Annotated in this window: 18 protein-coding genes; 13 read left to right on the top strand and 5 right to left on the bottom strand. The window is 61.1% G+C overall.

Annotation, left to right across the window (positions count from 1 at the left end):
• The first annotated feature begins 69 nt into the window (after positions 1-69).
• The gene (gene rirA / locus VGN93_RS03040) at positions 70-534 is read left to right on the top strand and encodes an iron-responsive transcriptional regulator RirA (protein WP_319318594.1); all 465 of its coding nucleotides are present in this window, start codon (positions 70-72) and stop codon (positions 532-534) included.
• A 15-nt stretch (positions 535-549) separates the two neighbouring features.
• Here the strand turns inward: rirA and VGN93_RS03035 are convergent, their stop codons facing one another.
• Both VGN93_RS03035 and VGN93_RS03030 read right to left on the bottom strand, forming a co-directional pair.
• Positions 550-957 carry a response regulator gene (locus VGN93_RS03035; RefSeq protein ID WP_319318598.1) on the bottom strand — a complete coding sequence of 136 codons (408 nt, stop codon included), beginning with the start codon at positions 955-957 and terminating at the stop codon, positions 550-552.
• A 132-nt stretch (positions 958-1,089) separates the two neighbouring features.
• Positions 1,090-1,797, bottom strand: coding sequence for a LuxR C-terminal-related transcriptional regulator (locus VGN93_RS03030; RefSeq protein ID WP_327506290.1), 708 nt, complete (start codon positions 1,795-1,797; stop codon positions 1,090-1,092).
• A gap of 443 nt (positions 1,798-2,240) precedes the next feature.
• Here VGN93_RS03030 and VGN93_RS03025 point away from each other — a divergent pair, with 443 nt between their 5' ends.
• The 7 genes from VGN93_RS03025 to VGN93_RS02995 all read left to right on the top strand — a co-directional run bounded on the left by VGN93_RS03025 (position 2,241) and on the right by VGN93_RS02995 (position 8,517).
• Positions 2,241-3,836 (top strand): ABC transporter substrate-binding protein, encoded by a 1,596-nt coding sequence (locus VGN93_RS03025; RefSeq protein WP_319318604.1) that lies wholly within the window; start codon positions 2,241-2,243, stop codon positions 3,834-3,836.
• A 102-nt stretch (positions 3,837-3,938) separates the two neighbouring features.
• The gene (locus VGN93_RS03020) at positions 3,939-4,943 is read left to right on the top strand and encodes an ABC transporter permease subunit (RefSeq protein WP_319318606.1); all 1,005 of its coding nucleotides are present in this window, start codon (positions 3,939-3,941) and stop codon (positions 4,941-4,943) included.
• A gap of 11 nt (positions 4,944-4,954) precedes the next feature.
• Positions 4,955-5,863 carry an ABC transporter permease subunit gene (locus tag VGN93_RS03015; RefSeq protein WP_319318609.1) on the top strand — a complete coding sequence of 303 codons (909 nt, stop codon included), beginning with the start codon at positions 4,955-4,957 and terminating at the stop codon, positions 5,861-5,863.
• The gene (locus VGN93_RS03010; RefSeq protein ID WP_319318612.1) at positions 5,863-6,717 is read left to right on the top strand and encodes an ABC transporter ATP-binding protein; all 855 of its coding nucleotides are present in this window, start codon (positions 5,863-5,865) and stop codon (positions 6,715-6,717) included. The genes VGN93_RS03015 and VGN93_RS03010 overlap by 1 nt, the downstream gene beginning before the upstream one ends.
• The gene (locus tag VGN93_RS03005; protein ID WP_327506289.1) at positions 6,714-7,544 is read left to right on the top strand and encodes a dipeptide ABC transporter ATP-binding protein; all 831 of its coding nucleotides are present in this window, start codon (positions 6,714-6,716) and stop codon (positions 7,542-7,544) included. Before VGN93_RS03010 ends, VGN93_RS03005 begins: the two co-directional genes overlap by 4 nt.
• A 33-nt stretch (positions 7,545-7,577) precedes the next feature.
• Positions 7,578-8,066, top strand: coding sequence for a gluconokinase (locus tag VGN93_RS03000; protein WP_327506829.1), 489 nt, complete (start codon positions 7,578-7,580; stop codon positions 8,064-8,066).
• A 106-nt stretch (positions 8,067-8,172) separates the two neighbouring features.
• Positions 8,173-8,517: a RidA family protein gene (locus VGN93_RS02995; RefSeq protein ID WP_327506288.1), complete on the top strand. Its 345-nt coding sequence runs from the start codon at positions 8,173-8,175 to the stop codon at positions 8,515-8,517.
• Between the two features lie 69 nt (positions 8,518-8,586).
• Here the strand turns inward: VGN93_RS02995 and VGN93_RS02990 are convergent, their stop codons facing one another.
• Positions 8,587-9,387: a response regulator gene (locus tag VGN93_RS02990; protein ID WP_319318619.1), complete on the bottom strand. Its 801-nt coding sequence runs from the start codon at positions 9,385-9,387 to the stop codon at positions 8,587-8,589.
• A gap of 149 nt (positions 9,388-9,536) precedes the next feature.
• Here VGN93_RS02990 and VGN93_RS02985 point away from each other — a divergent pair, with 149 nt between their 5' ends.
• Positions 9,537-9,734 (top strand): NepR family anti-sigma factor, encoded by a 198-nt coding sequence (locus tag VGN93_RS02985; RefSeq protein ID WP_319318622.1) that lies wholly within the window; start codon positions 9,537-9,539, stop codon positions 9,732-9,734.
• Positions 9,735-9,814: 80 nt separating this feature from the next.
• Here VGN93_RS02985 and VGN93_RS02980 read toward each other — a convergent pair whose 3' ends face one another.
• Together VGN93_RS02980 and VGN93_RS02975 are read right to left on the bottom strand one after the other, a co-directional pair.
• Positions 9,815-10,075 carry a YMGG-like glycine zipper-containing protein gene (locus tag VGN93_RS02980; RefSeq protein ID WP_319318623.1) on the bottom strand — a complete coding sequence of 87 codons (261 nt, stop codon included), beginning with the start codon at positions 10,073-10,075 and terminating at the stop codon, positions 9,815-9,817.
• A gap of 29 nt (positions 10,076-10,104) precedes the next feature.
• Positions 10,105-10,260: a DUF3309 family protein gene (locus VGN93_RS02975; RefSeq protein ID WP_319318626.1), complete on the bottom strand. Its 156-nt coding sequence runs from the start codon at positions 10,258-10,260 to the stop codon at positions 10,105-10,107.
• Positions 10,261-10,439: 179 nt separating this feature from the next.
• On the opposite strand from VGN93_RS02975, the gene VGN93_RS02970 reads away from it, so the two are divergent.
• The 4 genes from VGN93_RS02970 (at position 10,440) to VGN93_RS02955 (ending at position 12,203) form a co-directional block, all read left to right on the top strand.
• A complete protein-coding gene (locus VGN93_RS02970) occupies positions 10,440-10,772 on the top strand; it encodes a hypothetical protein (protein ID WP_327506287.1) in 333 nt (110 codons plus the stop codon).
• 97 nt (positions 10,773-10,869) lie between these two features.
• Positions 10,870-11,067, top strand: a complete 198-nt coding sequence (locus tag VGN93_RS02965; RefSeq protein WP_319318631.1) for a CsbD family protein — start codon at positions 10,870-10,872, stop codon at positions 11,065-11,067.
• 241 nt (positions 11,068-11,308) lie between these two features.
• Entirely contained in the window at positions 11,309-11,473 is a 165-nt protein-coding gene (locus VGN93_RS02960) for a DUF1328 domain-containing protein (protein ID WP_023514833.1), read from the top strand.
• Positions 11,474-11,702: 229 nt separating this feature from the next.
• Positions 11,703-12,203 (top strand): TIGR00645 family protein, encoded by a 501-nt coding sequence (locus VGN93_RS02955; RefSeq protein WP_319318641.1) that lies wholly within the window; start codon positions 11,703-11,705, stop codon positions 12,201-12,203.
• The last annotated feature ends 440 nt before the right edge of the window (positions 12,204-12,643 follow it).

Genomic DNA, 12,643 nt, shown 5'->3' with positions numbered 1-12,643 from the left:
TTGGAATTGTTCTAAACGACGATCTGTCCTATATGTGATGCCTGACAAAACCCGGATTCGGAGTTCCCGATGCGTTTGACGAAACAAACCAACTATGCCGTGCGCATGTTGATGTACTGCGCGGCGAATGGTGGAAAGCTCAGCCGTATTCCGGAAATCGCCAGGGCCTATGGTGTCTCGGAACTGTTCCTGTTCAAGATCCTCCAGCCTTTGACGAGGGCCGGCATCATCGAGACCGTGCGCGGCCGCAATGGCGGCGTGCGCCTGCCCAAGCCGGCGAGCGAGATCACGCTGTTCGACGTCGTGCGGGTGACGGAAGATTCCTTCGCCATGGCCGAATGTTTCGAGGCCGGTGAGGTCGAGTGCCCGCTGGTCGATAGCTGTGGCCTCAACTCGGCGCTGCGCAAGGCGCTGAACGCCTTCTTCGAAGTGCTCCAGCAGTACACGATCGACGATCTCGTCAAGGCACGCCCGCAGATCGGCATGCTTCTCGGCCTGGAAACGGCGACCTTCGCCCAGCAGCCGGCGGCCTGAGCAAAAGCGTCGGGCTCATTCCCCGGCGCTGACGCCGCGCTTTACATATTCCTGCAGGATGAATTCGATGGCGGTCGGGTCGAGTTCCGCCTTGTCGATGCGGAAGTCGACGCCGTAGTCGTCGATCTTCTGGAAATAGGCATCGTTGATCGACGACGAGATGACGCCGATCGGGCCGATATAGCCGTTGCGCCGAAGTTCCGGCACCGTCTCGCGAAAATCCGCCTGCGGCTGGAGCCGGTTGTCCATCAGGATCATGTCGAGGGTGGCGCCCGACGAGCGGATGAAATCGAGCGCGCCTTCCACCGTTTCCACATAATCGAGCGTGATCGCATAGCTTGCGACCTTGCGCATCAGCGCGCTGAGGATGATGTTTTCCGCAGGATCGTCATCGACGAGCAGGATATGGACTTTTGCTGTCATGGCGCTAGCTGAACCCGGTTGCGTTGCAGAGGCTGCCGGCCTCGAAAACCGCCGTTACTCTCATCCAGACCGCGACCATTAACAAGTCCCTAACTCTGCTATCGGGGCTGCTGCCCAACTGTTTTATGAGCATTATTGAATGATCTGCTCGCGGATCGCCTTGGCGACCATCTGCGTGCGGTTGACCACGTCCAGCTTCTTGAGGATCGTCGCCGTGTGCGAGTTCACCGTATGCTCGGAAACCGAGACGATGAGGGCGATCTCGCTCGCCGTCTTGCCGTAGGAGATCCAGCGCAGGATTTCCGTCTCGCGCGGCGTCAGGCCCATGCCGGCCTTGTTGGCCAGCACCTGGCGGTAGAAATAGTCGAAGGCGCAGTTCGCCTCGTAACAGATCTCGAGATGTTCGGTGCGGCCGATATCCTCGCCGTCGCCGAGGAAGAGCACCACGTAGCGCGTGCCCGCGATGGAGTGCACGGGGATGGCGAGCGCCATGTCGAAGCCGATCTGGTCGAGGAAGTCGACGCCGGCAGCGCCGTTTTCCGACGCGTCGGTGCCAAGCCACACGGTCGGGATCGTCGACTTGTAGAAACTCTTGAAAATCGCGGAATCGTTGATGCGGTGGCGCTTGTCATAGGTTTCGGCAAGGCCGGCCGGCAGGTCGTGCAGCACGAGGCGGCTCGAAAGCATGCTGGTCTCGTGCTCGTTGGCAAGCTGGAGAACGCCGAAATGCTCGAAGCCGTAGCGCAGCGCCATCGTGTGGAAAATGCGAAAGAAATCGACACGATTGAGAGCTTTCTCAAGATCGCTTTCGAAGCCGTAACGCCGGTAGTGTTTGTTCAAGACAGGCACGTGGTCTCAACCCCCGGGGATCCACGCGTTCAAATCTAGCGCCGCGATCTCTGGCGGCAAAGGGTTTTGCCGGACAATTTCGCGAGAAGCGGGCACTTTTTTCCCGATGACGCGCCAAGTCTCTGAAAATAAAGGAAAAAAATGTAAGAGGGCAACCCATATTGCCTCGACGTCCCTCTATGGCACGCCGGCTTGGCCGCCACCATCCGGGCAGGTAGGGATTGACGGGCCCAAATAGACGAGATCAGGCGCTTTTGAAGGCGTTTCTAATGCTGTGGAGAATAATGTTCTGCGTTTTTTTCCGTTTGGACAAATTTGTTCGCGGACTTATTGCAATCCTGCGGCAAATGTCGTTCCATCCCCGCAAGGCCGGGGCAGGAAATGCACCCGAGCCCGTAACAAGAGAACAAAAAAGCAAACCTGGGAAGCTCACTATGAAAAAGCTGACTACTCTTCTCGCAGCGACGGCGCTTGCCTCACTGATGGCAACGGCCGCCTGGTCGAAGACCTTCGTCTATTGCTCGGAAGCCTCGCCGGAGGGTTTTGACCCCGGCCTATACACGGGCGGTCAGACCTTCGACGCGGCAGCACACACCGTTTATAACCGGCTGGTGGAATTCAAGCGCGGCACGACGGAACTCGAGCCTGCGCTGGCTGAAAGCTGGGAAATTTCGGCAGACGGCAAGGAATACACCTTCAAGCTCCGCAAGGGCGTGAAATTCCAGACGACCGAATACTTCACGCCGACGCGTGAACTGAACGCCGACGACGTGATCTTCTCCTTCGAGCGCCAGTACAAGGAAGACAATCCGTGGAACAAGTATGTTCCGGGCGCCTCCTGGGAATACTTCTCCGGCATGGGTCTGCCGGACGTTCTCGACAAGGTCGAGAAGGTCGACGACCTGACGGTCAAGATCACGCTGAAGCGCCCCGAAGCGCCGTTGCTGGCGAACCTCGGCATGCCCTTCATCTCGATCGTCTCCAAGGAATATGCCGACAAGCTTCAGGCTGACGGCAAGATGGAGCTGATGAACCAGCAGCCGCTCGGCACCGGTCCGTTCACCTTCGTCGCCTACCAGCAGGATGCCGCGATCCGCTACAAGGCCAACCCGGATTACTGGGGCGGCAAGCAGGCGATCGACGACCTGGTTTTCGCGATCACCACCGATGCAGCCGTTCGCGCGCAGAAGCTGAAGGCCGGCGAATGCCACCTGATGTCCTATCCGAACGCCGCTGACGTCGCCGAGCTGAAGGCCGATCCGAACCTGCACATCTCCGAGCAGGCCGGCCTCAACGTCGCTTACCTCGCCTACAACACGCTGGTTCCGCCCTTCGACAAGGTCGAGGTCCGCAAGGCCCTCAACATGGCGATCAACCGCCAGGCTATCGTCGACGCGGTCTTCCAGGGCGCGGCAACCGTTGCCAAGAACCCGATCCCGCCGACCATGTGGTCGTATAACGATGCCGTCGTCGACGACAAGTTCGACCCGGAAGCGGCCAAGAAGATGCTCGAAGACGCCGGCGTTTCGGGCCTCAAGATGAAGATCTGGGCCATGCCGGTCGCGCGTCCCTACATGCTGAACGCCCGCCGCGCAGCGGAACTGATGCAGGCCGACCTTGCCAAGGTCGGCGTCGAAGTCGAGATCGTCTCCTACGAATGGGCCGAATACCTGAAGCTCTCCTCTGCCAAGGACCGCGACGGCGCGGCCATCCTCGGCTGGACGGGCGACAACGGCGACCCGGACAACTTTCTCGACACCCTGCTCGGTTGCGACGCTGTCGGCGGCAACAACCGTGCGCAGTGGTGCAACAAGGAGTTCGACGACCTGATGACCAAGGCGAAGGAAACCGCCGACGTCGCAGAGCGCACGAAGCTCTATGAAGAGGCCCAGGTCATCTTCAAGCGCGAAGCGCCCTGGAACACGCTCGATCATTCGCTCGCCGTCGTTCCGATGAGCAAGAAGGTCTCGGGCTTCGTCCAGTCGCCGCTCGGTGACTTCGTCTTCGAAGGCGTGGACATCGCCGAGTAAGATCGGCTACGAAAAAGGCACGCCGCAAAGAGCGTGCATTGGCCGGCGGCTCGAAGACATTCGGGCCGCCGGTTTTTCACAAAAAAGAAGGGATTGGCTCCCATGTTTCGCTTTATCCTCGGACGGCTTGCCGTCCTGATACCCACGTTCCTCGGGGTATCGCTGATCGCGTTCTCCTTCATTCGACTTCTGCCGGGCGATCCGGTCATGCTGATGTCGGGCGAACGCGTCATGTCGCCGGAACGCCATACCGAGCTCATGCACCAGCTCGGCCTCGACCGGCCGATGTACATCCAGTATTTCGATTATCTCGGCGGTCTCGTGACGGGCGACTTCGGTTCGTCCATCGTCACGAAGCGCCCGGTTCTCGACGATTTCGTCAACCTCTTCCCGGCGACGCTGGAGCTCTCGCTCTGCGCCATCATCGTCGCCATCGCGCTCGGCATTCCCGCCGGCGTGCTCGCCGCGGTGAAACGGGGGACCTGGCTCGACCAGTCGCTGATGGGGGTCGCCCTCGTCGGCTATTCGATGCCGATCTTCTGGTGGGGGCTGCTGCTCATCATCTTCTTCTCCGGCTATCTCGGCTGGACGCCGGTCTCGGGACGCATCTCGCTGATGTACTTCTTCCCGCAGGTCACCGGCTTCATGCTGATCGACAGCCTGATCTCGGGGCAGGCGGGGGCGTTCAAGTCGGCGTTGAGTTACCTGATCCTGCCGACCGTCGTGCTCGCGACGATCCCGCTCGCCGTCATCGCGCGCCAGACCCGTTCGGCCATGCTCGAAGTGCTCGGCGAGGACTATGTCCGCACCGCCCGTGCCAAGGGCCTGTCGCCGTTCCGCGTCATCGGCGTGCATGCGCTGCGCAACGCGATGATCCCCGTCATCACCACGATCGGCCTGCAGGTCGGCGTGCTTCTGGCGGGCGCCATCCTCACCGAGACGATCTTCTCCTGGCCGGGCATCGGCAAGTGGATGGTCGACAGCGTCTTCAAGCGCGACTATGCCGTGGTGCAGGGTGGCCTGATGCTGATCGCCGCCGTCATCATGATCGTCAACCTCGTGGTCGACCTGCTTTACGGCTGGGTCAATCCGCGAATCCGGCACTAGGAGACGATCTCATGGCTGCACTTCAAACCACCACCGAGGTCAAGACGGGCGGCAAGCCGCCGTCGGGGCTTTCCGAATTCTGGTTCTATTTCTCGCGCAACAAGGGCGCCGTCATCGGGCTGGCGTTCTTCCTGGTCATCCTGTTCGTCGCCGTCTTCGCGCCCTTCGTCGCGCCGCACAGCCCGAGCGCCCAGAACCGCGAACTGCTCCTCCTGCCGCCGGTCTTCCAGCAAGGCGGCATGTGGGGACACATTCTCGGCACCGACGCCGTCGGCCGCGACATCCTCTCGCGCCTCATCTACGGTGCGCGTTTCTCGCTCTTCATCGGCCTCGTCGTCGTGACGCTGTCGGTGGTCTCGGGCGTGCTGATCGGTCTCATCGCGGGTTACTTCCGCGGCAAGGTAGACACGTTCATCATGCGCATCATGGACATCATCCTGGCCTTCCCCTCGCTGCTGCTCGCCCTCGTGCTGGTGGCCGTTCTGGGTCCCGGCCTGCTCAACGCCATGATCGCCATCTCGCTCGTCAACCAGCCGCATTTTGTACGCCTGACACGCGCGGCCGTCATGACGGAAAAGACCAAGGATTATGTCGTCGGCTCGCAGGTCGCGGGGGCGGGCACGCTGCGCCTGATGTTCCTGACGATCCTGCCGAACTGCCTCGCACCGCTCATCGTGCAGGCGACGCTCGCCTTCTCGGCGGCGATCCTCGATGCGGCCGCACTCGGCTTCCTCGGCATGGGCGCCCAGCCGCCGACGCCGGAATGGGGCACGATGCTTGCCGAAGCGCGCGAATTCATCCAGCGCGCCTGGTGGGTCGTGACCTTCCCCGGCCTCGCCATCCTCATCACCGTGCTGGCCATCAACCTGATGGGTGACGGCCTGCGCGACGCCCTCGATCCCAAGCTGAAGAGGTCGTGATGCCGCTTCTCGAAGTCAAAAACCTCACCGTCGAATTCCAGACGGCCTCCGGTCCCTTCCGCGCCGTGGACGGGGTCTCCCTCAAGGTCGACGAGGGCGAAGTGCTCGCCATCGTCGGCGAATCGGGTTCCGGCAAGTCGGTCTCCATGCTCGCCGCCATGGGGCTTCTGCCCTGGACGGCGAAGGTGACCGCCGACGTGCTCACCTTCAACGGCCGCGACATGCAGGCCATGTCCGACAGCGACCGGCGCAAGATCATCGGCAAGGACATCGCCATGATCTTTCAAGAGCCGATCGCCAGCCTCAATCCGTGTTTCACGGTCGGCTTCCAGATCGAGGAGGTGCTGCGCGTCCACACCGATCTGAACCGCAAGGCCCGCCGCGACCGTGCGATCGAGCTCTTCCAGTCGGTCGGCATTCCGAACCCGGAAGAACGCCTCGGCCACTTCCCGCACCAGATGTCGGGCGGCCAGTGCCAGCGCGTGATGATCGCGACAGCGCTTGCCTGCAATCCGAAGCTCCTGATCGCCGACGAGCCGACCACCGCGCTCGACGTGACGATCCAGAAGCAGATCCTCGACCTCCTGATGAAGCTCCAGGCCGAATACGGCATGGGCCTCATCATCATCACCCATGACATGGGCGTCGTGGCCGAAACGGCAGACCGCGTCATCGTGCAGTATAAGGGTCGCCAGATCGAGTCGGCCGATGTGCTGTCGCTCTTCGAAAACCCGAAGAGCGTCTACACCAAGGCGCTTCTGTCCGCGCTTCCGGAAAACGCGGTTGGCGGACGCCTGCCGACGATCACGGAAAAGCTGACCGACGCCGAGATTTTTGCGGGAGCCTTGCGATGACCCCTGTTCTCGAAGCGCGCAACCTGAAGCGCGACTACCATATCCCCGGCGGTATGTTCAAACCGGCCAAGACCGTTCACGCCGTCAAGGGCGTGAGCTTCAACGTGGAGCAGGGCAAGACGCTCGCCATCGTCGGCGAAAGCGGCTGCGGCAAGTCCACGCTTGCCCGCATGGTCACGATGATCGATCCGATCACCGAGGGCGAAATGCTGATCGATGGCCGCAAGGTCGACATTGCCAGCGAGCCGCTGACGGCGGAAATGCGCAGCAAGGTGCAGATCGTCTTCCAGAACCCCTATGGTTCGCTCAATCCGCGCAAGAAGATCGGCGACATCCTGACGGAACCGCTGATCATCAACACCAAGGTGCCGGCGGCCGAGCGGCGCGACCGTGCCATGGCGATCCTGAAGAAGGTGGGCCTGGAGGAGAAACATTACGGGCGCTACCCGCACATGTTCTCCGGCGGCCAGCGCCAGCGCGTGGCGATTGCCCGCGCGCTGATGCTCAACCCGCGCCTGCTGGTGCTCGATGAACCGGTCTCGGCCCTCGACCTCTCGGTGCAGGCCCAGGTGCTGAACCTGCTCGCCGACCTTCAGGACGAGTTCAAACTGACCTATGTCTTCATCAGCCATGACCTCTCGGTCGTGCGCCACATCGCGGACGATGTGATGGTGATGTATTTCGGCGAGGCGGTGGAATATGGCAGCCGCGACCAGGTCTTCGAGGACCCGCAGCACGCCTATACGAAAACCCTGTTCGCCGCGACTCCGCGGGTCGACGTGGACGCCATCCGCGCCCGCATCGAACGCCGCAAGCGCGCGGCCTGAGGACGAACGCTCGTGACACGCGCGATCGTCGTCATGGGCGTTTCCGGTTGCGGCAAGACCTCGGTCGCCGAGGGCCTTGCCGCAGTGCTTCCCGCCGCCTTCATCGAGGGCGACAGCCTGCACCCGGCCGCCAATGTCGAAAAGATGTCCAGGGGCATTCCGCTCGATGACGAGGATCGCTGGCCCTGGCTCGACACGATCGGCCGCGCCATGGCCGAGACCTTGAACGACGGAAAAAGCGTCGTGGTTTCCTGCTCCGCCCTGAAGAAGACCTATCGCGACCGCCTGCGCATGGCCGCCGGCGGCACGCTCGCCTTCGTCTTCCTCAAGGGCAGCCGCGACCTGTTGATGACCCGCATGGCGGCGCGGCGCGATCATTTCATGCCCGTCAGCCTGCTCGACAGCCAGCTCGCCACGCTGGAGGATCCGTCCGGCGAACCCGGCGTCGTCACCGTCGACATCGACGCAACGGTCGAGGCGATCGTCGCGGATGCGTTCACCGGCTTGAGCGCGCTCCGCTAGCCGTCGTCGGAATTTGCCGGCCTGCCACTGGCGTCGCCGGGCGTGGCCCCGTATAGACGGCACACCGCTTTCGCGGGAGATATTCAAGACCTGACAGGAACGACACATGGACATCAAACGCTTTGAAACCGGCCCGCGCATGAGCCAGGCCGTCGTGCACAACGGAACCGTCTACCTGGCCGGTCAGGTCGGCGAGGCGGGTTCCGATGTCACCGAGCAGACCAGGCAGGCGCTGGCCGAAGTCGACCGCCTGCTGGCGCTCGCCGGCACGGACAAGACCCGCATCCTCTCCGCCCAGGTCTGGCTTGCCGACATGGCCGATTTCTCCAAGATGAACGCCGTCTGGGACACCTGGGCGCCGCAGGGCCACACGCCCGCCCGCGCCACCGGCGAATCCAAGCTGGCCACGCCGGATTACCTGGTCGAAGTCATCGTCGTCGCCGCTCTCTGATCAGCGCCGCACGGCTGAAACGAAAAAGGCCCGCGCGAGCGGGCCTTTTTGTGGTCGGCGTAGACGCGATCAGGCGGACTTCGCCAGCCGCGCCTGTTCGTCGAAAAACAGCGCCTGGCTGATCAGCGCCTTCACCATATCCGGGTTGAACGGCTTGGTGACGAGGAAGGCCGGTTCCGGCTTCTCGCCGGTGAGCAGCCGTTCCGGGAAGGCGGTGATGAAGATCACCGGGATCGTGCTGTTCTTCAGGATGTCGTTGACCGCGTCGATGCCCGAAGAGCCGTCGGCAAGCTGGATATCCGCCAGCACCATGCGCGGCGATGTGCGCTTGTAGAGCTCGACCGCCTCGGAATGCGTGCGCGCGATGCCCGTGACATTGTGGCCGAGGCCCTTCACCATGTCCTCGATGTCCATGGCGATCAGCGGCTCGTCCTCGATGATCATGATGTCGGTCGCGACCTGGCTCGAGATGTCACGCGAAGCCTCGTCGAGCAGTTCGGCAAAGCGCTCCTCGGACAGGTTGAGAATATCGGCGCCTTCCGCCATGTCGAAGCCTTCGACGGCGATCAGCAGGAAGGCCTTGCGTTCGGCCGGCGGCAGGTTGGCGAGGTTTGCCGCGGCCTGCCGTTCCCAGCCGAAGGGCGAGGTGTTTTCCGGCAGCGTCACGTCGAGGTTCTCGAACAGCGAGCAATAGAGCCGATAGAGCGCCAGACGATCGTTGCGACCTTCCGGATAAAGCGAGATATCGGCGACGAGCGCTTCGAGCATGGCGGCGACATAGGCGTCGCCGGACGTCTGCGAGCCCGTTACGGCACGGGAAAACCGCCTCAGATAGGCGAGATGCGGTGCGATACGGGTGGAAAGTGACATTTAGTTCTCCCTGAATATGTTCCGCATCGGAACCGTTTCCGCTAGAGTTCACTATGCGGAAACCTATTGGTAGCATGCTAAGTCCGACTTGCTATTTGGTATCTTGGGCAAAAGGAAGATAGCGGCCAGCACGCGATGGAAACAAGACCATGATCGAGCCCGGTAAGGAAAAGAAACGCGTTGGTCGCAATGCGCCGCTCAAGGCTGCGTTCGACCCGAATGGTCCTATCGGCCGCAAGCTGAAATCCTTCTACGACGTCATCGAGACGGACCCGGTGCCGGATCGTATTCTCGACCTTCTGGAAAAACTCGACGAGGCCGAACAGAAGGCCAAGCGCAATCCCTGAACGCATGCATCTATTCCAGTTCAAGACATCAAGAAACGGGCCCGAGGGCCCGTTTCGCGTTCGGTCGGTCTGCGGCCTGGTTAGCGGCAGCGTGCTTCGTAGCGGCGGCCGTAGCGGTCGCGGTAGATGCAGTAGCCGTTGCGGTCGGAACGGGAGACGAGGTAACCCGCCACGCCACCGATGGCGGCACCCGCAAGCGCGCCGCCGGCACGGCCGGTAACGACGCCGCCGATAATGGCACCCGTACCCGCACCGATCGCGGTGCCGCGTTCGGTCTGGGTGCAGGCGGTGAGCGTCACGGTGGAGGCGACGAGGGCAAGCGCGATGATAGTCTTCTTCATGGTTCCGGTTCCTGGAGTGGTTGGCGGGATCAAATACGTCCCATAAGGACGAGGATGAGAAGAATGAGGACGATCAGACCCAGGCCGCCGGAAGGGCCATAACCCCAGCTGCGGCTGTATCCCCAGTTCGGCAGGGCGCCGACCAGAAGCAGTATCAAAACGACGAGGAGTATGGTGCTGAGCATCTGCGCTTCCTTTCACGTCCGGTTCGCTATCGAGCGATGGGCCGACAACGGGCAACAATGAAAATTGTTCCCGAAAATGTGAAGGGCCCGTCATCGCAGGGTTTCGGAACTTTCTTCCGGTCCTTTCGTTGCTTGTCCAACGCGACGGGGTGTTGCCCGACGGGTGATGGAGACATGAGATGGAACACATAGCCGCAATCATGCTTCTGGTCGGCTGCAGCCATGGCAGCCTCGCCTGTGAAGAACTGCAAGCGCCCCAGGTGGCGTTCGAATCCATGGAAGAATGTCAGAGCGCGCTGCCAATGGCACTCGGCGGTGCCGGCACAAGCAAGCGCATCGTGCACGCGCGCTGCGCGGCGATCGATCCGGCCTGGATCGAAGAAGATGTCGAGATCAGCTGGAGCATGACCCGGGACGGTCTCGAAGTCGACGTGCGCCAGGTGAGCCCGCCGGCCGAGGGCGTCGTCGTCGCCGAAAACACCAGGACTGACATTCGTCCCGTCATGCATTGAACAACCGGGCACTGAGCAAATCGGGAACTTTTCCAGGGCTGAACGATTTTCTCTTCGTCAACGCCAACGCGTTCCAGGGAATAGAAAGGACAGCGATATGAATTGGGATATCATCGAAGGCAAGTGGACCGAGTACAAGGGCAAGGCCCAGGCCCAGTGGGGCAAGCTCACGGATGACGATCTCGATGTGATCAAGGGCCGCCGGGTCGAGCTTTCGGGCAAGATCCAGCAGCGCTACGGCCTCGCCAAGGAGGAGGCGGAGCGGCAGATCGACGATTGGGCGCAGCGTCACTAGAGTTTGTCAGGGAAAAGTGGGAAGCGGTTTTCCCGAAAAGACAAACAAAAGAACCAGCCATATTCTGGCACGTTCGCAGACCAGGCCGGTCACCGCTCGAGCCGCCGCAGCCGAAAGGCCGCGGCGGCTTCGCTGTTGCCTGCGGCCATGGTCATAAATCCATTGTATTCGCTCGACTTTCTGGAACTTTTTCAAGCATCCGCCGTTCCTCCAGCGATATATACAAGGAAGGAGTTCGAAAATGCTCTATTATGCTGTCGTGTTTCTCGTGATTGCACTTGTTGCCGGTCTTCTCGGCTTTGGAGGCATTGCCGGCGCGTCCGCCGGTATCGCGCAGATTCTGTTCTTCGTCTTCCTGGCCCTTCTGGTCCTGTCCTTGATTGCGGGCCTGTTCCGCCGGGCATAAGAGCCAAGTGTCCTTGAAAGGGCGGCGTTTTGCGGACGCCGCCCTTTTTGCGTCCGCAGCCAGGTCTTGCGAGGCTTCCGGCCATTGGTTAACACCATTCCACTAGAGTTTGTCAGGGAAAAGTGGGAACCGGTTTTCCCGACAAGACAAACGAAAACAAAAGAAACTAGAGTATGTCTGGTTCAGTCTGAACCTGACATACTCTAGCCGAATCCCTGGAGCCTGATTGATGAAATCCCTCGAACTGCTGGTTGAACGCATCATCCTGTCGAGCCGCTGGATCCTGGTGGTCTTCTATCTCGGCCTCGTGGCGGCCCTCGCCGTCTACGCGGTGTCGTTCCTCTACAAGTTCGGCAAGGTGGCGATGAACGTCTTCGTCTACGACGATGCGGAGATGATCCTCGCCATGCTCGGCCTCATCGACGCGGCGCTCGTCGCAAGCCTGATCCTGATGGTGATGATCGCCGGCTACGAGAATTTCGTCAGCCGCTTCGACGAGGCGGAAGCGGATGTCTCCTTCCTCGGCAAACTCGATTCCGGCAGCCTCAAGATCAAGGTCGCCTCATCGATCGTCGCGATCTCGTCGATCCACCTGCTGCAGGTCTTCCTCAATGTGCAGCAATATACCGACACCAAATTGATGTGGCTGACCTTCATTCACCTCGCCTTCGTGGTTTCGGCCGTGCTGCTCGGGTTCCTCGAGCAGATCATGTCCAAGCTGAAGGGCTGAAGCCTTGCCGAAGGCCGGTAGGGGAGGGCGCCGCGGATATCCGCCGGCGCCCTTTTCTTTATGTGCGAAGTCAAGCGAAACCGTCAGGCTTTCCCCGACATTCTCCTTATGCACCGGGTGCCATTGGTGTGTCGGCGTCCAATATCGGCGTCCCACCCCGGTTTTGACCATCTGGACAAGATTTTCTGCGGTGATTTGGGGTTTGCGGGGGCGGTTCGGGGACGTTCTGAGAGCGTCTTCCTGAGAAACATCTATATTTTCAACAACTTATCACTTTTTTGATTTTTCTTGTTCTGCCCTGTTGACGTGTTCATGTGGGTGGGCTTATAACCCGCTCATCGAACGAGAGCGGCGGCGCTTCTGGCGGCCGACGAACTCGCTCTAGGGTTTCCTGACGGAGCTGGTGAGAATTGAGCCTGATTTGGTTCGGGTGGTTTTCG

The sequence above is a fragment of the Shinella sp. genome (assembly GCF_035998705.1).
Taxonomy (GTDB): domain Bacteria; phylum Pseudomonadota; class Alphaproteobacteria; order Rhizobiales; family Rhizobiaceae; genus Shinella.
Note: the sequence above shows the minus strand (reverse complement) of the source record. Positions and strands in the feature narration are given on the sequence as shown.